We start from the raw sequence: 18,533 nt of genomic DNA, 5'->3' as shown, positions 1-18,533 counted from the left end.
GCTCACCTATTTAATATAAGATGAAAATAGTATTGAAAGTGCAAAACTTCCGATAAACGTTAAAGTAGACCAGTTTGTATCTTGAGTTTGATGCGCTTCAGGAATAATTTCTTCCGCGATCGCTGTGATTAAAGTGCCTGTGGTAAATGCCAGCACAATTAGCTTGGGAAGATCGCCTTGTCCGCGCAATCCCCAATAGCCTAACGTCGCGCCCAGCCAAACAGGAATAATAAATGCAGCAAGTAACAAAAATCGCTTGGTTCGTGGCATATTTTGACTCTTAAATGCTGCATTAGTGACAAATCCTTCTGGAATGTGAGCCACAACCCTCCCCGATGCCAGCACCACTCCTAGATGAGGTGCGATCGTCAGACTGGTGCCAATCATTAAGCCATCGCCAAATAAGTCGATCGCAATGCTGAGAAAAATCGCCAAACTAACAGTATTGAGATCGATACCACGCAGTCGATTCTTGCTCAATTTAAGAAGCTGATTAACCCATACAAAAAAAGCTCCACCCAAAAACAACGCTAGAATCGTTGCCCAAACTGGTTTAGCGACAACGACTCTAGGTATCAGTTCAGTAGATGCGATCGCCAGTAGTACGCCAGCAGCAGCGTGTAGTGCTAGTCCTAATGTTTGTTTTGATGACGGTAAGGCTTCAGCAATCATTGCTCCAATGAAGTTACTGACAACGGGCAAAGCTGATAGTATTAGAGCGAATATAAATTCCTGCATAGTCGTCAGGCTCCGCTAGTTTCAACATACTCATTGCGTTGCGAAACTGACATCATTGCTTCAATATGAGGATTTGCCCATTCCGCTGCTATTTTCATAAACTCCGGATCGTCATTGACACAATCGAGTCGCGTGTAAGTCACCGTTGGATACTGACGCTGCAAAGATTTAATCGCATCTTCCACATCGAGAATCGTTTCGTAATTTTCAGTTACCCAGCCCAGAGGTTTAAACAGAATGGTTTTGGCACCTGATTCGATCAAGTTTTTTGCCGCTTGTTTCAGATTGGGCTGCGACCAATTGACGAAAGGCGTATCATGATTTATCCAGCCGATCGAGATTAGCGGATATTCATGCTGCAACTGCGCGGATACGCGATCGTACAGAGCTTGTCCATCAATTACCCCGGTTAACAATCCTTTCGCTTTTTCGGGGCCACCATGAACCGTTAATATGATGCTAATCTGAGACTCAAAAAAGCCACTTGCTAATGACTGATTCAGAGCTTCCTTAATTTGACGCACCAGTAGATCGATGTAGGCAGGCTCAGTCGCAAAGGCTGGAATATATCGAATTTTTTTAAATGGTGAATGTTGAAGCTCATTATCAGATTCAGTTACTGCAATAACTTCATTAACTTGCTCTACAGCTATTTTGCCAGTGAAGGCAGAATCGACCACCAACAAAGGATAAATCAGCAAATTTTCAAAGCCTTGCTGAATGATATCCGCTACAACTTTTTGCACAAAAGGTTCGCAGAAATAAAAGCCTTTGAACACTTGGACAGGATTTCCCCATCGTGTTTGTAACTCTTCCTCAATCCCAAGACGTTGTTTTTCAAACATCTCATTTTCCGGCGACATAAAATGATGATGCTTGACTCCAAAATTGTACCAATCTTGAAGTGCCAGCAGCCAACCAGCCAGAGGATATAGCCACTTGGGAATCGCCACAAACTGAGATGCGATGTACTTAGTTGCAGCTTGGTTGTAACTACTCAGATCGCGATACGATTGCACTTCACCATACCCTGCAAGTAGGACTGCAACGCGATTTGCTGGCAGCAGCAGCGTTTCACTATTGTCGTTGGGTGGCGCGACGGGCTGCGTCGCTTGAGATTGATGAGTAATCATTTTATTCCTGGGTTGAATAGGCTAATTTATTAAACAATCGATCGCACCACTCCACCCTCAACTCGTAGAGCAGCACCATTAATCGCAGAAGCTAAGGGACTAGCAACAAACGCAACTAACGCAGCAACTTCAGACGTTGAAGCAAATCGCTGAATTAGCGAAGATGGACGCATCTTAGTAAAAAACTCTTTCTCAACTTGTGCGATCGAAATATTTTGATCCTTAGATAATCCCTGGATGAAGTCTTCCACCCCTTCGGAACGAGTTGGACCCGGCAATACCGTATTGACAGTCACATGGCTGCCCGCAGTTGTTTCCGCCAAACCACGACTCAACGCCAATTGTGCAGTTTTGGTAACGCCATAGTGAATCATTTCGGCGGGAATATTCAAGCCAGATTCACTAGAGATGAAAATAATCCGTCCCCAATCTTGCTTCAGCATCAGCGGCAAATAATGGCGCGAGAGGCGAACACCGCTCATCACATTCACTTCCAGAATGTTCATCCACTCTTCATCGGAGATATCTGCAAATACTTTGGAACCATAAATTCCTAAGTTATTCACCAAAATGTTGACTTCTGGTACTTTTTGAAGTAATAATTCAACGCCTGCTTGCGTTCCCAAATCGGCAGCAATTCCCTGAAGTTTGGCATTCGGGACACTTTGCTGAATGCGATCGATCGCATTATTTACGCGCTCTTGGGTTCGGCCATTGATAATAACCGTCGCTCCTTCTTCGGCAAGTGTTGTAACAATTGCCAGTCCAATTCCACCCGTTGAACCACTGACCAATGCAATCTTTCCTGATAGTTGGAGATCCATATTTTTTTAAACCAAATAACGTCAAACAATTCTCTACGACCACTGCTCACTCAATTGGTCGCCGCCATAGGTGTCAACTTAAGCCTGAAAGCTTTGGTATCTCTCGCTTTCACCTAAGTCTAGATCCCCCTAAATCCCCCTTAAGAAGCTATGCCGGGACTTTGAGTGCTTCTTGTCCCCCCCTTCTTAAGGGGGGCTAGGGGGGATCGAGATTTAATAGTCTTGCCAGCAGTCTCTGACTGGGTTTGACCTTAAGTTGACACTAATGGCTCGTCACCTAATCCAACTTCACCACCATTTTGCCAAGATTTTTGCCTTCAAAAAGACCGATGAACGCGCCCACCGCTTGGTCAATTCCTACTACCACTGTTTCCTGATTTTTCAATTTGCCAGCTTGGAAATAACCGCCCACTTCCTGTTCAAATTCCTTTTGACGATCGAGCCAATCACTAACGATCAGCCCTTTCATCGTCAACCGTTTGCCAATCATATTAAATAGATTGTTCGGGCCTGGTTGCGGCTGGTTGTAACCGGAGATGCTGCCACAAGCGACAATCCTGCCGTGCACGCGCATGGCCGAGAGCGCCGCTTGCAGGGTTTCGCCTCCGACATTATCGAAATAGACATCAATTCCGTCCGATGCCGCCTGGTTCAGTTGTTCGAGGATAGGGCCGGAATTGTAATTGAAAGCGCGATCGAATCCGCATTCTTCTAGCAGAAACTTGACTTTCTCGGCTGAACCTGCTGAGCCGATGACATGGCATCCGCGCAATTTTGCCAGTTGTCCCGCCACACTTCCCACCGCGCCCGCAGCACCCGAAATAAAGATGGTGTCGCCAGCTTTCACATCTACTAAATTCAACCCAGCCCAAGCCGTCATCCCCGTCATCCCCAGGGCACCGAGATAAACCGATAGCGGTTGAATTTCGCTGCTGACTGGATGCAACTCTTTGGGCGCTGCGATGAAGTATTCCCGCCAGCCAAAGTTGGAAGTGACGACATCACCCGCCTTGAATTCCTCGGCGCGCGATTCGATAACTTCGCCGACTGCGCCGCCTTGTAGAACTTTACCTAACTCGAAGGATGGAACATAGGATTTGCTCTCATTCATGCGTCCGCGCATATACGGATCTACCGAAATGTAGCGATTCCGAACGAGCACTTGTCCGTCTTGAAGTGGCTTTATTTCGGTTTGGGCGATCGCAAAATTATCTGCGGTTGGCATCCCGTTGGGGCGGGAGACTAGCTGAATTTCGCGGCTGATTATATTTGTCATAATTTTTGTCCTTGATGTCGATCGGAAATGTGTTGGCGATCGTTGTTAATTCAGACATCGAGCCGCCGAAAGTCTTGACGGCAATCATATCGTTTAAAGTCTAGATCCCCCCTAACCCCCCTTAATAAGGGGGGGACATGAAGCACTCAAAGTCCCCCTTCTTAAGGGGGATTTAGGGGGATCTGGACTAGAACAAAAGCGATTAATTCCGAACCTTATCAGAGCTACCCGGCCTCTTGCAACGATGCCATATCAATAACGAAGCGATATTTCACGTCGCTTTTCACCAGGCGATCGTAAGCTTGATTTATGTTCTGAATCGGGATGAGTTCGATATCCGAAGTGATGTCATGTTTGCCGCAGAAATCTAGCATTTCCTGAGTTTCTTTGATGCCGCCAATCAGGGAGCCACCGAGAGTGCGCCGACCAAAAATCAAGGTACTGACATTCAGGGAAAGCGGTTCGGCTGGCACACCAACTTGGGTGAGGTTGCCATCGCGTTTTAATAGAAGAAGATAGGCGTTGATGTCGTGTTGCGCGGATACAGTGTCGAGAATGAAATGGAAACTATTCAGATGTTTTTTCATCTCGTCGGCATTCTTGGAATTGACTACTTCATCTGCTCCCAGCCGCAGGGCATCTTCAACTTTGTTCGGCGAGGTGGTGAATACAACGACATGGGCGCCCAAAGCCTTCGCCAATTTCACCCCCATGTGTCCCAGTCCACCGAGTCCCACCACACCAACTTTCTGACCTTTGGTAACATTGTGGTGGCGCAATGGCGAATAGGTGGTGATGCCAGCGCAAAGCAGCGGGGCGACGCCGGCGAGATTCAAATTCTTTGGAACTTGCAGCACAAAGGCTTCATCTACGACGATGCTGTCCGAATATCCCCCAAACGTCATCCCACCAACGTGTTTGTCGGGGGAGTTGTATGTGAAAGTTACGTTGTCACAAAACTGTTCCAAGTCTTCCTCGCAGTTGGCACAAGTGCGACAGGAATCGACCATACAACCGACTCCTGCGGTGTCGCCTTCCTTAAATTTTTTGACCTGCGCGCCAACTTTTACAACCCGTCCAACGATTTCATGGCCGGGAACGCAAGGGTATGTGGTGTTTTGCCATTCGTTGCGGACGGTGTGCAAGTCGGAGTGACACACGCCGCAATAGAGAATTTCGATCGCGACATCGTGCTCGCCGACATCGCGGCGTTGAAAGTTGAAGGGTGCGAGTGGATTCGTGGCGTTTTGGGCGGCGTAGGCGTTTGTTTTCATGGATTGTGCTCGTGATTGTTTACTTATGTCGGGGTAGCGATCGCCCACTGCAATTCCTACTGAGAGGGCGGGCACGGGGGCACCGCCCCTACAAAGGCTCTTCTGTTTCAGTTGTAGGGGTAGTGCCCCCGTGCCTACCCTCCCCAATTCTTAACGATTGACGGTGCTCATATCGGGGTAGCGATCGCCCACTGCAATTCCTAATGGCAGCGCTTTGGCGATTTGGTCTAGTTCTGCTTGAGTCAGCGTCACATCGGCTGCTGCAATGTTTTCTTCCAAGTAGGTGCGACGTTTGGTGCCTGGAATCGGCACAATGTCTTCGCCCTGGGCTAATACCCAAGCCAGCGCTAACTGTCCGGCTTTGATGCCCTTAGCGGCGGCCATTTGCTCGATTTGCTCGACTAATTCCAGATTTTGCTGGAGATTCTCGGCTTGAAAGCGAGGATATCGTTGCGATCGATAGTCTCCTTCAGATAGCGTGTCCAAGGTCTTGATTTTGCCTGTGAGAAACCCGCGCCCCAGAGGACTGTAAGGCACAAAGCCAATCCCTAGTTCTCGACAGGTGGGCAAAATCTCGGCTTCTGGCTCCCGGCTCCACAGGGAATATTCTGTCTGTAGTGCGGAAATAGGGTGGACTGCTTGGGCGCGGCGGATGGTGGCGCTGGCGGCTTCGGAAAGGCCGAGGTAGCGAACTTTTCCGGCTTGGACGAGCTGCGCCATTGCGCCTACGGTGTCTTCGATCGGAGTATGGGGATCGACTCGATGCTGGTAGTAAAGGTCGATCGCATCTACGCCAAGACGCTTGAGACTGGCATCACAAGCAGAGCGCACGTATTCGGGTTTGCCGTTGACTCCCTGAAAGCTGCCGTCACTACCGCGCACGTTGCCAAACTTGGTAGCGATAATGACTCGATCGCGATGGCCTTTAATCGCTTTGCCCACTAACTCTTCATTGTTACCGACACCGTACATATCAGCGGTGTCGAGGAAAGTCACGCCTAGCTCTAACGCACGGTGAATGGTGGCGATCGATTCTGACTCATCGGCGAGCCCGTAGAACTCGGACATCCCCATGCAGCCGAGTCCTAACTCTGAGACTACTAATCCTTGATTGCCCAGTTTTCGTTGTTTCATGTTCGTTTCAACTAGCTTGTAGCTCGATTAATGTTTGTGTCCCAGCAGCATCGCTAATCCGAACCGCTATCACCACACCGTTTGAGTTTTGTCCGGTTAAAACTTCGGTTGGTGAATCGATCGTGTGAGCGTAAGTCACCTCATCTTTACCCACTTCAATTACCAAATCATCTCCTTTGCCTGGGCGATCGTAAACCATCGCCATTAAAGGTGCGTTCTTAATCAGTTCTGCATCACCGAGTTCTGAACCGATGATTTCGATCGAAATATTCCGGCCGCGATTGCCATCGGTAAACTGATCGAAAAATTCACCCCATCGCTCGTGGGGCACAGATTTGTTGATTTCAATCTTATTGGTCATTTCCATTTTATTCACCATGATGATTTCTGCTGATTCTGGTTTTTTTGATTTACCTATTATTCTTTTATAAACGCGATTTTTTGTCATCTATCTTAGGTTTAAAAGCTGTATATCCTCAGAGGTAGATAATCCCTAATTTTTCACGGGATAATTCTCGCTTAACAGGTCTGACTTCTTGTTCCACAAAGAGTTAATTTATGGTGGGGTGGACAGGAGAGCCAGTCCTGGCCAAGCTGATGGCAAATGGTGCAATATCTAAGTTTTTAGTGACTGCTGACTCCATCAGTGGTGCGTCCACTCATTTCAGTCTCGTGGATGCGGTAAATGGCGATCGCCTCTGAACGTCCCTCAGCATCAATCCAGGTTCGAGCCATCCCAGGAGAAAGTGTGGGATTGCGCTCTTCGATGAAGTGCATGGCTCGATCGATCTCTTCCTTGATAGTGAGACAGGAGGCTCTACCATTGACGATCGCGCTGCGCCAATGAAGTGCATCCTGAATTTCTTCTACCTGTAGGCAGACTTCTGGATTGGCATCTATGTCATGAGTCTTCATGCCGATCGTGGTAAACAGGTAGATTTCCTGTTCTTCGATATAATAATTCATGGGCATCACGTAGGGTTTGCCTTCGTGTATGCAGCCAAGATGACCGTATCCTACTGTGTGTAGAAGTTGCTCTATTTCTTTTGAACTCATTTCATCAATATCTAACATTACTATTTTCCTAAAAGTTTAGTTAATTAGTAGTATTGAATACAAATAATCTCGGCTTTACATCTGTCCTGAGATAGAGTGGGTCGGCTCAAGAATCTTCTGCCCGCTTAATTGATGCTTTTTTACCCGCAGCTACGCTTTGCCCGATCTCACTCGATCGCCTTGCCGCATCTGCCACCTTCAAAGCATACAAACTACTAGCATTATTCACATACAAAGGCGTACCATTTAACAAGTATTCCAACACCATATCTGTATCCTTAGCAAACAAACCGCGCCGCGTTCCAACTTCTATTGTTTGTCTATTTTCGCCCTGAATTAATTGACCGGATTCGGGAGTAAAAACCAGCGTTCCCTCTTCTCCGTAAATTGTAAAAACGTTTTCCGACTGCGAAAAAGTTTCGCCTTTTCCATAAACAGCTTCCGCAAAAACTCCATTCGCAAAGCGTAACTGGGCGTTACACAAACAAGCTTTATAAAAATCTGGCTGAGTGTCCCAAAATTGAGTTTGACAGTTCACGCTTGTCACTTCTCCAAACAAATCGGTAAATCGATGTAGTCGCGAAATTGCACCAATTAATGGGAACCCAAATAGCGAATGTTGATAAGTCCAACGCTTAGGTACTGAACGTTGAGCTGTAATAGTAACGTAGCGGGTGTAAAAAACTTTGCCAATTAAGGGCAAAGATGTTTTGATGGCTTGGTGTAAGCCACCTAATAATTCTATGTGTTCGATGTGCAGGAGTTTTTGCTTTTGGGTGGCTAGCTCGATCGCCCTTTCTCCCTCAGATATATCTAAAGATAGAGGATATTCCACCACAACGTGCTTTTCGTTTTCCAAGGCCGCGATCGCGATCGCCCCGTGATCCCGATTCACCGTACACACAATCACCAAATCCAAATCGTTCCTTTCCACTAACTTGCGCCAAGAAACCGCAGCCTCCGCGCCGAAGGCTTCACAAAATGCTTCCGTCTTGTCGGGGGTGTGACCCGCCACTGTCACTAAGTGAGCTCTGGCGTCAGTTTGCAACATCTCGGCTCTCAACTTAGCAGCAAAACCAGTGCCCACAATCCCCACCCTAATTGGAGCATTGACCGAAAAAGGCGATCGAGTATCAATATTAGTCATAGGATTTTAGATGTCACATTTTCAAAAATTGCTAAAAACAAGCGCCACAAAGCTTTACAGCTCGATCTCCCAAATCCTGAATTGGTGCAAAAATGCGATCGCGGGATTTTCGACCCAAATCTTGATGCCATTCAACTATACATTTCCTCCTCATGCCGAGAAACTACAGCAGGTATAAGTAATCAAGATGAAATTAGAAAAAATTATAACTAATCCCATTCAAATTTTTTGTAAATGAGTGTTGCAACCTCCCTTATTTCCCCTACTATCAGAGAGAGAACCAACCTAAGAGCAAACCTCAGAGCTAATAGAGCTTTGAAGTTTCCATTAGGAAAGCTTATATATCTTGTTGAATTTTTGAGAGGATTAGTGCATGGCAACTTACAAAGTTACCCTCGTCAGCGAAGCTGAAGGAATTAACCAAACCATTGAAGTTGACGAGGATACTTACATTCTCGACGCTGCCGAAGAAGCAGGACTAGACCTCCCGTACTCTTGTCGCGCTGGTGCTTGTTCCACCTGTGCCGGCAAAATCACCAAAGGGGAAGTCGATCAATCAGACCAATCTTTCTTGGATGATGACCAAATTGAGGCTGGATTTGTCCTCACCTGCGTCGCCTATCCTAAGTCTGATTGCACCATCGAAACTCACAAAGAAGAATCGCTGTACTAAAAACAGCCTCAGCCTTCGGCTGTCACTCCAAGCTATTAATCAATAGTTGTTTGAGCTGATGGCTACACTGAAATCTGGTCAGTTAGGGACATGGCAGTGCCATGTCCCTAAATATATGTTAGACATCTGGGAAAAAGCTTTTTAAGAACAGGTTGGATACTTGTTCTACACTAATTATTGTTGATGCCTATGGATTCTCAGGTCGCCAAAATGTAATCCCATCATTCAGCGGGACAACTTGAGCGCCTGGAAAATAAAAGCTGAGAATACGATCGCTACTCCAGCCCAAATTAGCCAAATTGTAAGAACCCGTTTGACTCATTCCCACCCCATGTCCGAAGCCACCTCCGACAAAAGCATAGCCATTGAGGGTTTTGTCTGGATTGTAAATCGGATCTAGGTAAAACAAAGTGCTGATGGGAGGGAAAAAAGCATTGCGAATTTCGTCTTTATCAATATCGATTGTCCCCAAGTCAGTTTCTACCTTCATTTTCAAAACTCGACCACCGAGAGACCTTTGCACCACCCCTACCTGACTAATAGTTTTAAAATTCGCCAAAGGATGCTGTTTTTTCTGAAGATACTGTTTGAGAAACCCAGCAATTGATGTTAAGGAAGCTTCTTCGCGCCAGCGAAAAGTATCTTGTTTTTCCTCATTAAACCCCTTATTCAAACTCATAAAGCGGCGAAAATTGTTTTCATCAGACAAACTCTGCTTCGACAAATCCCAAATATTCTGAGGCGCATCCACGATCGATCGCAAATAAGGGCGTTCCGAGCCGTGCCACACATCCCCAAAAAGCGCAGTAACGCCGCCACTAGAAGCGGAATAAAGGGCATCAACCAACTCCTGACGATAAGTCAGAACCAAACCGCTAGTTTTGGCGATCGCCTTATCCGTTTGCGGAAAAACCTCCGTCAAACCCTTATACACTTGGCAGTTAACATCAGCACACAACTCGTAATTATCGATCGCAAAACGGCGCAAATTTCTCAGGGCATAAGTTCTCGCCAAAATAGCCTGTGCTTCCTGGGAAGCATAGGGCGAAAAAGCACCAATTTCGTGCGGCACTACTCCCCGTAAATAAGTTTCTGTCGGCACTTCATTGACCAAAGTATAAGTGCCATAAGCATTTTTCTGTAGGTGCAAACTCCCACCATAAAGGCGAGTTTGTTGAATAGCTTTTTCTTTTTCAGTAGCTGTCGCCTCTTGAGTAGTCTGTTCCAGAACCTCAATCACATTTTTACCCGCCGTCACATCTAACTCATTGCGGTTAAAACGAAAACCGTTTAAAACCCAAAATGCCTGGGGGATTGTGGGCAAAACTTTGCTATCCAAAAAAGCAGTTTTATTCCCTTGTTCCTGCAAACTTTGCAATAATAAACGTCGCACTAAAGGAGAGTTATAATTATCTCTTTTTGCCCAAACTTGCCACCGCAAAGGTTGAGCAATTTCTACTTCAATTCCCTTAGCTCGCCATTGATTAGCACTATCTTCTGCACTTTCAAAACTGCGGTGGGAACTCAGCACAACTCGTTCTTCTACTGCTGGTGTTTCCAGCGGTTTCGCGGCGATTTCTAGCTTGATGCTAGGAACCTGGGCGGTTTTTATACCTTGAGGAGTTTTGTAACTTAAAGTTAAGCTGTCACCGGGTAGGGCTTTCAGGGTCAACTTATCCGTTGCTTTCGTGCCAAACCGCTGTACTACACCGATTTTGATTTCTCGATTTTGGGGGCTTTGGGCGGTGGCGGGAGTGCTAGGGAGCGGCCACAGGCACAACGCTGCGATCGCAGCGCTAGAAATTGAGCTAAACCATTTGCAATTGGGCATTTTAGATGTTTGAATCCACACAGTTTTTGTATTGTAAAACTTTAATAAGATTATAAGCAGTAGTAAGCAGAAGTAGTATTATATAGTCAGGAGGACGAAATGAAACTACCTGACTACGCAAAAGCCATAGGCATAAGTTACACAACCGCATGGCGCTGGTGGAAAGCCAATAAACTGCCACATCCAGCAAGACAAACGGAAAGTGGTCTAATTATAGTTGACTACTCGCCGCCAGCGCCATCAATTGAATCAAAGAAAAACCGAGTCGCTATTTATAGCCGAGTCTCATCTTCTGAGAACAAAGACAATCTCAACCGCCAATCAGAGCGATTAACCGAGTACGCAATTGCCAACGGTTATCAAATTGTCAGAAATGTCAAAGAAATTGGTAGTGGATTGAACGACCACAGAAAACAGTTAGAAACACTCCTGCAACAAGATGATTACGATATTCTTTTGGTTGAACACAAAGACCGTTTGGCTCGATTCGGAACACATTATTTAGATGTACTTCTGGTGAGATTAGGAGTCAAACTAGAAATTGTCAATTTAACTGACAACGGTCAAGATGAATTAATGCAAGATTTGGTGGCAGTAGTTACGAGTTTTGCAGCGCGACTTTACGGACAACGCCCCGCTGCACGAAAAATAGAAAGAATCATTGCTGAATTAAAAAATGGAGAGTCTGAATGCAGCTAGCAGAGAGACACATTATTAAATCCACCGAACATCGTTTTGTGGAAATTGACGGCTTAGCCTTTCAATCCAAAAATCTCTAGAATGCTGCTAACTATTCCGATAGTGGAAATTTAGCAGTTTTGATTTTAGCTGAGCTTGTAGTGGACATCCTGACCGAGCTCAAGCAACTGTGATACATTTTACTTGCCAAGTCGAAGTCATTACGAGTATGATTTAATTAGCAGCAACAAAGAGGAGCCATGAGGATCGAAGAAATACCCCTCAACCAGATTCGCCGCCCCCTGCCGCGAGTCAACGACCCCACCAAAGTCATCGCTCTGATGGAATCCATCCGAGAGATAGGTTTAAACGAGCCCATCGACGTGCTAGAAGTAGATGGTCAATATTACGGCTTCTCCGGCTGTCACCGATACGAAGCTTGTCAACGCCTCGGTTTAGAAACAATCCCGTGTAAAGTCCGCCGTGCTCCCCGTTCTGTGTTGCAGATGCACCTAGCGTGAGCTCAGGAAACATCGCACTCTAAATTTTTTAGTCAAAAATCAAAAGGTACAAAAGCTATGAGTCCTAACAACCACAAACAACATCTTTATCCAACTCGCATCGATATGCCAGCAGAAACCCGCTCTCAAATAGTTGGGCTGCTCAACGCCACCCTCGCAACGACTCTCGACTTGAAAACCCAAGTCAAGCAAGCTCACTGGAACGTCAAAGGTATGGACTTTTATCAGTTGCATTTGCTATTTGATGAAATGGCAACAGAGCTCGAAGATTATATTGATACGGTGGCGGAACGGGTGACGGCTTTGGGGGGTTTGGCTGTAGGAACAGCCCGTACAGCGGCGGCTGATTCGATTTTGCCAGAATTTCCTTTTGATATTTTAGATGGCAAAGAGTACGTGACTGCTTTGGCCGATCGCTACGCACCTTATGCTAAACATCTGCGAGTAGCCATCGATAAAACAGGGGAACTCGGCGATGCCGATACCGCTGACTTATATACTGAAATTTCGCGGACCATTGACAAGCGCTTGTGGTTCCTAGAAGCCCACTTGCAAGCTGCTGCGACAACTACAGCCTCGGCTACCCCAGAAAAAGTAGCTTTGTAATCGCTACTGATTAACTATTTTGACCACAATGATGGAGCGGGTTCTCTGACCCGCTCTCAAAATGGAGTTGTGGCACTTGACCGATTACTATAAAGAATATATTAAGTTATTAATTGGGATGGCTTTTTTGTGGTAAGCAAGATTCCAGATTACGCTCCTCAACTACAATGTCTGATGCAGCAAGCAGGGCTAGAGAGCGATCGAGAACTCAGCCAAACAGCAGGAGTTGGTGAACTTCAGCTCAGCCGTTTGCGTCGGGGCTTAGCCTTGCAAATGTCAGCAGATATCCTGCTGAAAATCAGTCAAGCCTTGAAAATTTCCTTAAACGAACTGCTGGCAACTTTTGCCCCTGGTTCTGTAAAGTTAGAGCCACCAGCACCGACAGCCATAGAACAAGAATATCAGCGGCTGCAAGCTACACTGGATCTTCAACGATCGTCTTTGATGGAGGAATTCCAGCTTTCTAGCTTGCAGATTTTAGAATCCTGGATGTTGCAGTGGCCGACAGCAGCGAGGAAAGCTCAGGAAAACCAGCAGTTACCAGCAGTCAAATTACTGCCTTTGATGCGTCCTGTGGAAAAATTATTGCAGGAGTGGGGAGTAGAGGCGATCGCCCCTGTGGGAACCTCCATCCCCTATAATCCACAAGAGCATCAACTGCTGGCCGGAACAGCCCAGCCGGGAGAACAGGTGACAGTACGCTATACCGGATACAGACAAGGCGAAAAACTGCTTTACCGTGCCAAGGTGATCCCAGCAGGAGCGATCGATTAGATATGTAGGTCTATGCTAGGTATTTGGATCGGAGTCCGTCTCGCAGCTATACTAACGTAGTCTGGCTAGAAATTCTGACATTCCCACCGCAAAATATGAGTCCTGTAGTTAAAATTATTCAACCCTCTGGTATTTTAGACGGCACCAAGGCTGGTCAATTCCGCCTAGAGATTAGCGACCTCGTGCAAGCGGGAGCCGATGTCGTATTAATAGACTTCCAAGACGTGACATTTATGGACAGTTCTGGTTTGGGCGCTTTAGTCTTGGCGCTCAAAACAGTCAGAGCCGCTGGGAGTCAGTTAGTCGTCTGTTCTATCAACGAGCAAATCCGCATCTTATTTGAACTCACCAGTATGGATCGAGTTTTTGAGATATTTCCCACCCGTGATGCTTTTAATAGCAAGATTGCGCTTTAAATAACTAGATCTTTTGGCTGCTAACTTCTGAGGTCAATTAACTCTCGGTCAATCTATGCAGGCAAACTAGAAGTGTCGAAAATTGCTGGTTTCATCTTCCAAACCGAGCGCTTCTGCCTTAAACTTAGAATTAATCGATCCTAAGTTTAAAGCTTCGCTAACCGACTGGAAAATTGAAGTCAAATATTTAAGAGTCCGTAAGAGTCAAACCTTGCGGACTTCTGCATATTTCCTCCAGCTATCGGCATCACCCAAAATTGATCTTGAGTAAAGACCAATCATCATCAAACACGGCTTTAGCGTTCAACTTTTGAACATAGCTCAAAACTAACTCTAACTGGTCGGCAGTTGCACCGTTGTAAGCTGCTAACAAATCAATGAAAGGATCGAGCCCCCAGATATTGCCATCAGGTTGGTGAATCTCGTAAACCCCGTCGCTAAAGATGTAGAGAGTGCTCAAATCCTCGACATGGCAGCTTTTATCGACATAGCGGGCTTCTGGGAACATCCCGACGGGCATTCCGGGGGTTTTCAGTTGCTGGACTTTGGCATTGCTAGTGGGGGACTGGGAAATCAACACCGCCGGGGGATGACCGGCGCTGGCGTAGACTAACTGGCGATCGATCCGATTGTACACCCCGTACCAGATGGTGAAATACTTGTCATTTTGATAACTCATCTGGAAAGTGGTGTTCAGCGCCCGCAAAACGTCGCTGGGTTTGTAGTAGTCAATGTTGGGTAAGGCGCGCGATCGCAACAAATTCAACACTGCCACAGAAGGCAGGGCCGCCCGCAAACCGTGTCCGGCGACGTCTAGCAAATAAATCGCCAAATAATCCGAGTCTAGCCAGTTGTAGTCAAAGCAATCTCCTCCTAACTGACGGGAGGGAATGAATTTTGACTCAATGCTGACGGGTTCCACCATCGGATCTGGCAATAAAGACTGCACATATTCCGCCGCCTCAGCTAGTTCTGCTTCCAGACTTTGCTTAGCAATTTTCAAGTCTCGGCTGAGTTGGTGCAGCCTTAGTCCGGCCCGCACTCTCGCCTGCAACTCGTTGAGTTCAATGGGTTTGGAGATAAAATCATCGGCACCGGCATCAAGTCCTTTGACTCGATCGGCGATCGACCCCAAAGAAGTCAGCAAAAAGAATTGTGTAGTTGACAGATGTGGATCGGCCTTGACTCGACGGCACACATCGATGCCTGTCAAGCGTGGCATGATCCAATCGCAAATTATCAAAGCCGGACACAGTTTTTGCGCCTGTGCTACACCGTCTTCGCCATTACTTGCTACCGTTACTTCGTAACCCTGTTTTTTCAGGGTTCTTCTGAGCAGTTCTTGAACCGCAGTATCATCGTCTATAACCAGAATTTGAAACATGGCACTCAGGTACTACAAGTCTTTCAAGGTCTGGGGGTCATTCAAAATATATCCTGTCAGCGCGTTGGTCTGAGATTGAGTATAGTCTAATAACATCGCTTTCTAGGTAATTGCTGTTGACAGCGGGCCTTTGAGTTCAATTTACGTTTAAATTTGAGGGAAATTTCGGCGCGATCGAACTTCACTCAGTTTATATTCAAAATATAAATTTTTATAGACTTTTATTTTGCCCCGGCCCTGGTTGACATCGAATCCCTACATATGGTATCCTGTTTAACCGATTAGTGGATTAAATATCTATACTGCCTGCCCCTCGAAACTACTACCCTCAAATTATCATTGAATTTTGCGACCGTTGTATTTTCTGTAGTTTTATTTTGTATTGTTGTATTTTGCCCACCAGCCAGTGAAATTATTCATTAGCTGAGATTGATTGAATTGAAAGGTTACGAAAAGTTGCCGATGCTCAAGAAAGCGGATCTTCAAGTCAATACGGGTCTAAATGGATTAGACCGCGTTTTGTCGTGGTTTTCAAAATTGTACGAGTCGCGAATTCCCACAAGTGTTTGGATCAGGTGCCAGTTGGCTTTGGCGGAGGGCTTTACCAATGCCGTCCGTCACGCCCATAATGGCAAACCAGCAGATTTACCTGTGGAAATTCAGGTGGTAGTGTTCCCTGAATTTGTAGAGATTAAAATCTGGGATTGCGGCGAACCCTTTGATTTAGAAGCAAAAATCAAAAATATTTCCGAAACAGTAGATATTGAAGCTCCGGGTGGTCGGGGTCTAAAATTAATGAAAGACATCGGTGATACTCTCAGTTATGTGAGAACCGCTGATGGACGAAACTGTTTGTTGATCGTCAAAAATTACTCCCCCTGTCTGAACGATCGAAAAGAAGACTAATATTTTTAGGGAGGTAGGGGTTAAGGCCCCTCTTCCCACCCCTAAAAACTCTGAGCAAAAAACCAGACGCAAGCCCCTGGCGACGGACTTGGGGATAACTCGGTAGCGGTTTCAAGACTTCGACAACCCTTGCGTGACGGCCGCCTTCAGTATTAACAAAATTTAATACATAACCACCGTAGTATAAACCTTATGACTACAGATATATTCGGCTTGCTTCCCCTGGTTTATTTACTAATTTTATTTTTGATATTCCAGCAAATAAATAATTGTTGGCGCAGTGCGGTTTTATCTGCTGCGATTGCATGGGGAGTGGCGATTGCTTTATCTACGGAAATTTTAAGCTTATTCAAATCCATCGCTTTTAATTCGGTATTTTACTTGTGGTTATCCGCCGATATTGTGATTTTAATCATATATCTAAAAAGTTTAAATATCAAGCCCAATTATTTACTAAATCATCAAATTAAAATACCCCGCTTTTTAGTAGGTTTACTAGCAAGTATATCATTGATTTTTGTGACCATTGGTTTAATAGCTATAGTTTCGCCACCTAACAATTGGGATTCCATGACATATCACATGAGTCGGGTGGTTCACTGGATGCAAAATGGGAGTGTCGAGCATTATCCAACATCCTATGTACCGCAATTGTATCACCCGCCTGGGGCAGAATTTGCGATTATGCACTTTCAGATTTTAAGCGGGGGCGATCGCTTTGCGAATCTGATACAATGGTTGAGTATGGTTGGCAGTGCGATCGCCGTTTCTCTAATTGCTCAGCAACTGGGAGCGAACTTGCGGGGTCAAGTTTTTGCCAGCGTCTTTGCTGCAACTTTACCCATGGGAATCCTCCAAGGTTCTAGCACCCAAAACGACTATGCTGTATGTTTTTGGGTAGTGTGTTTTGTCTCCTGCGGTTTAGCGGGAATGTCAGCAGGAATTACTCTATCTAACACTCTCAAAATTGGTGCAAGCTTGGGTCTAGCTTGCTTGACAAAAACCACAGCTTACATATTTTCACTACCTTTTATAATCTGGTTTTTAATAGTAGGAATTAAGCGCTTTCATCAAAAAATGTTGCCACCCATTTTGATGATAGCATCTGTAACTATTCTCCTGAATCTAGGTCATTATTGGCGAAATTATGATTTGTTTGGCTACGCGATCGGCGCTCCTCAAGATTTTACTAAAGAATACAAAATCGAAATATTTAGCCTCCCCACTTTTGGGTCAAATATAATTAGAAATTTAGCCATGCACACCGGCACCAGTATTTCCCAAATTAATGGCTTAATTGTCGCAGTAGTTAAAATGCTGCACAAAATATTAGGTATTCTGCCAAATGATCCGCGCATCACATGGCCTCCAGGACAAGTCTATGCTCTGACTACACCCTCATTCAATGAAAATAATGCTACCAATCCCATTCATTTTGGGCTAATAATTGCCACTTTGATCCTAATTTTAAATCAGGAAAAAATCAGAAAAACAAATATAATAATAATTTATTTATTTGCTACCCTCAGTACATTTTTACTACTTTGTTTGCTGCTCAAATTCCAGCCTTGGCAAAGTCGCCACCACCTGACATTTTTTGTATTATTTGCACCATTGTTTGGACTAACAATATCACAATTGTCAAATCATAAAATAGCCAACTATATTGCCGGAATTTTGATATTTATGTCCCTGCCTTGGATTTCTCATAACAAATTTCGACCTTTGCTAGGAGAAAGTAACATTCTTAATACCAGCAGAAATGAACTTTACTTTACAAGTCGGCCGAAAATCGAGTATTCTTACAATCAAACAGTAGATTTTATCAAAACTCAAAACTGTACAAATATAGGACTATCATTTTGGACTAAAAATTCCTGGGAATATCCCTTGTGGGTACTTTTTCAAGAACCGGGAAAACCGGCACCTCGGATTGAACATATCTCTACCATCGATCCTGTAGTCGAGAAAAAATTAAATTTTGAACCCTACAAGAGCTTTATTCCCTGCGCAATAATTTACCAAGCTAGCAAAAAAGAGCGCCCACCAGGAAAAGAAATGGTTATCAAAAATCAAACTTATGTACAAAAATTTTCCGTTGCACCCCTGAGCGTATTTATGAAAAAATAGAGCTGTGATTTAATACTTAAACAGCAGAAGTA

The 18,533-nt window shown here is 45.3% G+C and carries 19 protein-coding genes; 8 read left to right on the top strand and 11 right to left on the bottom strand.

The window, feature by feature from the left end; genetic code table 11:
• Positions 1–6 precede the first annotated feature (6 nt).
• The 9 genes from ACBR23_RS03305 to ACBR23_RS03265 all read right to left on the bottom strand — a co-directional run bounded on the left by ACBR23_RS03305 (position 7) and on the right by ACBR23_RS03265 (position 8,582).
• Positions 7–738 carry a ZIP family metal transporter gene (locus ACBR23_RS03305; RefSeq protein ID WP_371118719.1) on the bottom strand — a complete coding sequence of 244 codons (732 nt, stop codon included), beginning with the start codon at positions 736–738 and terminating at the stop codon, positions 7–9.
• A 5-nt stretch (positions 739–743) separates the two neighbouring features.
• Positions 744–1,871, bottom strand: coding sequence for a ferrochelatase (locus ACBR23_RS03300; RefSeq protein WP_371114649.1), 1,128 nt, complete (start codon positions 1,869–1,871; stop codon positions 744–746).
• A 29-nt stretch (positions 1,872–1,900) separates the two neighbouring features.
• Positions 1,901–2,695 (bottom strand): SDR family NAD(P)-dependent oxidoreductase, encoded by a 795-nt coding sequence (locus tag ACBR23_RS03295; protein WP_371118718.1) that lies wholly within the window; start codon positions 2,693–2,695, stop codon positions 1,901–1,903.
• Between the two features lie 277 nt (positions 2,696–2,972).
• Positions 2,973–3,971 (bottom strand): NADP-dependent oxidoreductase, encoded by a 999-nt coding sequence (locus ACBR23_RS03290; protein ID WP_371118717.1) that lies wholly within the window; start codon positions 3,969–3,971, stop codon positions 2,973–2,975.
• A gap of 224 nt (positions 3,972–4,195) precedes the next feature.
• Positions 4,196–5,245, bottom strand: coding sequence for an NAD(P)-dependent alcohol dehydrogenase (locus tag ACBR23_RS03285; RefSeq protein WP_371114646.1), 1,050 nt, complete (start codon positions 5,243–5,245; stop codon positions 4,196–4,198).
• A gap of 150 nt (positions 5,246–5,395) precedes the next feature.
• A complete protein-coding gene (locus tag ACBR23_RS03280) occupies positions 5,396–6,379 on the bottom strand; it encodes an aldo/keto reductase (protein WP_341737233.1) in 984 nt (327 codons plus the stop codon).
• A gap of 7 nt (positions 6,380–6,386) precedes the next feature.
• On the bottom strand, positions 6,387–6,827 hold the full coding sequence (locus ACBR23_RS03275; RefSeq protein WP_341737234.1) for a DUF5335 family protein: 441 nt from the start codon (positions 6,825–6,827) through the stop codon (positions 6,387–6,389).
• A gap of 176 nt (positions 6,828–7,003) precedes the next feature.
• Positions 7,004–7,453, bottom strand: a complete 450-nt coding sequence (locus tag ACBR23_RS03270) for a pyridoxamine 5'-phosphate oxidase family protein (RefSeq protein ID WP_371118716.1) — start codon at positions 7,451–7,453, stop codon at positions 7,004–7,006.
• A gap of 88 nt (positions 7,454–7,541) precedes the next feature.
• Positions 7,542–8,582 (bottom strand): Gfo/Idh/MocA family oxidoreductase, encoded by a 1,041-nt coding sequence (locus ACBR23_RS03265; protein WP_341737236.1) that lies wholly within the window; start codon positions 8,580–8,582, stop codon positions 7,542–7,544.
• A 373-nt stretch (positions 8,583–8,955) separates the two neighbouring features.
• Here ACBR23_RS03265 and ACBR23_RS03260 point away from each other — a divergent pair, with 373 nt between their 5' ends.
• Entirely contained in the window at positions 8,956–9,255 is a 300-nt protein-coding gene (locus ACBR23_RS03260) for a ferredoxin (protein WP_341731310.1), read from the top strand.
• Positions 9,256–9,442: 187 nt separating this feature from the next.
• Here the strand turns inward: ACBR23_RS03260 and ACBR23_RS03255 are convergent, their stop codons facing one another.
• Positions 9,443–11,086: a SpoIID/LytB domain-containing protein gene (locus tag ACBR23_RS03255; protein WP_371118715.1), complete on the bottom strand. Its 1,644-nt coding sequence runs from the start codon at positions 11,084–11,086 to the stop codon at positions 9,443–9,445.
• Between the two features lie 99 nt (positions 11,087–11,185).
• On the opposite strand from ACBR23_RS03255, the gene ACBR23_RS03250 reads away from it, so the two are divergent.
• The 5 genes from ACBR23_RS03250 to ACBR23_RS03230 all read left to right on the top strand — a co-directional run bounded on the left by ACBR23_RS03250 (position 11,186) and on the right by ACBR23_RS03230 (position 14,081).
• Positions 11,186–11,785, top strand: coding sequence for an IS607 family transposase (locus tag ACBR23_RS03250; protein WP_341737239.1), 600 nt, complete (start codon positions 11,186–11,188; stop codon positions 11,783–11,785).
• Positions 11,786–12,024: 239 nt separating this feature from the next.
• Positions 12,025–12,285, top strand: coding sequence for a sulfiredoxin (locus tag ACBR23_RS03245; RefSeq protein ID WP_341737240.1), 261 nt, complete (start codon positions 12,025–12,027; stop codon positions 12,283–12,285).
• Positions 12,286–12,342: 57 nt separating this feature from the next.
• Positions 12,343–12,891, top strand: a complete 549-nt coding sequence (dps, locus tag ACBR23_RS03240; RefSeq protein ID WP_371118714.1) for a DNA starvation/stationary phase protection protein Dps — start codon at positions 12,343–12,345, stop codon at positions 12,889–12,891.
• Positions 12,892–13,020: 129 nt separating this feature from the next.
• Positions 13,021–13,665 carry a helix-turn-helix domain-containing protein gene (locus tag ACBR23_RS03235; RefSeq protein WP_371118713.1) on the top strand — a complete coding sequence of 215 codons (645 nt, stop codon included), beginning with the start codon at positions 13,021–13,023 and terminating at the stop codon, positions 13,663–13,665.
• A gap of 95 nt (positions 13,666–13,760) precedes the next feature.
• Entirely contained in the window at positions 13,761–14,081 is a 321-nt protein-coding gene (locus ACBR23_RS03230; protein WP_341731305.1) for an STAS domain-containing protein, read from the top strand.
• A gap of 247 nt (positions 14,082–14,328) precedes the next feature.
• On the opposite strand, the gene ACBR23_RS03225 is transcribed toward ACBR23_RS03230, so the two are convergent.
• Positions 14,329–15,465 (bottom strand): PP2C family protein-serine/threonine phosphatase, encoded by a 1,137-nt coding sequence (locus tag ACBR23_RS03225; RefSeq protein ID WP_371114641.1) that lies wholly within the window; start codon positions 15,463–15,465, stop codon positions 14,329–14,331.
• Between the two features lie 438 nt (positions 15,466–15,903).
• On the opposite strand from ACBR23_RS03225, the gene ACBR23_RS03220 reads away from it, so the two are divergent.
• Together ACBR23_RS03220 and ACBR23_RS03215 are read left to right on the top strand one after the other, a co-directional pair.
• Complete coding sequence (locus tag ACBR23_RS03220; protein ID WP_371118712.1) at positions 15,904–16,371, top strand: ATP-binding protein; 468 nt, start codon at positions 15,904–15,906, stop codon at positions 16,369–16,371.
• 192 nt (positions 16,372–16,563) lie between these two features.
• Positions 16,564–18,501 carry an ArnT family glycosyltransferase gene (locus ACBR23_RS03215; RefSeq protein ID WP_371118711.1) on the top strand — a complete coding sequence of 646 codons (1,938 nt, stop codon included), beginning with the start codon at positions 16,564–16,566 and terminating at the stop codon, positions 18,499–18,501.
• The last annotated feature ends 32 nt before the right edge of the window (positions 18,502–18,533 follow it).

Source organism: Microcoleus sp. (assembly GCF_041354475.1).
Taxonomy (GTDB): domain Bacteria; phylum Cyanobacteriota; class Cyanobacteriia; order Cyanobacteriales; family Microcoleaceae; genus Microcoleus.
This window is presented reverse-complemented; position numbering and strand designations above follow the sequence as displayed.

Bases quoted from the DNA above. Each gene is read 5' to 3' on its own strand.
- ACBR23_RS03230 (WP_341731305.1), top strand. From the start codon at position 13,761: ATGAGTCCTGTAGTTAAAATTATTCAACCCTCTGGTATTTTAGACGGC.
- ACBR23_RS03300 (WP_371114649.1), bottom strand. From the start codon at position 1,871: ATGATTACTCATCAATCTCAAGCGACGCAGCCCGTCGCGCCACCCAAC.
- ACBR23_RS03275 (WP_341737234.1), bottom strand. From the start codon at position 6,827: ATGACAAAAAATCGCGTTTATAAAAGAATAATAGGTAAATCAAAAAAA.
- ACBR23_RS03265 (WP_341737236.1), bottom strand. From the start codon at position 8,582: ATGACTAATATTGATACTCGATCGCCTTTTTCGGTCAATGCTCCAATT.
- ACBR23_RS03250 (WP_341737239.1), top strand. From the start codon at position 11,186: ATGAAACTACCTGACTACGCAAAAGCCATAGGCATAAGTTACACAACC.
- ACBR23_RS03260 (WP_341731310.1), top strand. From the start codon at position 8,956: ATGGCAACTTACAAAGTTACCCTCGTCAGCGAAGCTGAAGGAATTAAC.
- ACBR23_RS03245 (WP_341737240.1), top strand. From the start codon at position 12,025: ATGAGGATCGAAGAAATACCCCTCAACCAGATTCGCCGCCCCCTGCCG.
- ACBR23_RS03305 (WP_371118719.1), bottom strand. From the start codon at position 738: ATGCAGGAATTTATATTCGCTCTAATACTATCAGCTTTGCCCGTTGTC.
- ACBR23_RS03215 (WP_371118711.1), top strand. From the start codon at position 16,564: ATGACTACAGATATATTCGGCTTGCTTCCCCTGGTTTATTTACTAATT.
- dps (WP_371118714.1), top strand. From the start codon at position 12,343: ATGAGTCCTAACAACCACAAACAACATCTTTATCCAACTCGCATCGAT.
- ACBR23_RS03280 (WP_341737233.1), bottom strand. From the start codon at position 6,379: ATGAAACAACGAAAACTGGGCAATCAAGGATTAGTAGTCTCAGAGTTA.
- ACBR23_RS03290 (WP_371118717.1), bottom strand. From the start codon at position 3,971: ATGACAAATATAATCAGCCGCGAAATTCAGCTAGTCTCCCGCCCCAAC.
- ACBR23_RS03255 (WP_371118715.1), bottom strand. From the start codon at position 11,086: ATGCCCAATTGCAAATGGTTTAGCTCAATTTCTAGCGCTGCGATCGCA.
- ACBR23_RS03225 (WP_371114641.1), bottom strand. From the start codon at position 15,465: ATGTTTCAAATTCTGGTTATAGACGATGATACTGCGGTTCAAGAACTG.
- ACBR23_RS03270 (WP_371118716.1), bottom strand. From the start codon at position 7,453: ATGTTAGATATTGATGAAATGAGTTCAAAAGAAATAGAGCAACTTCTA.
- ACBR23_RS03295 (WP_371118718.1), bottom strand. From the start codon at position 2,695: ATGGATCTCCAACTATCAGGAAAGATTGCATTGGTCAGTGGTTCAACG.
- ACBR23_RS03285 (WP_371114646.1), bottom strand. From the start codon at position 5,245: ATGAAAACAAACGCCTACGCCGCCCAAAACGCCACGAATCCACTCGCA.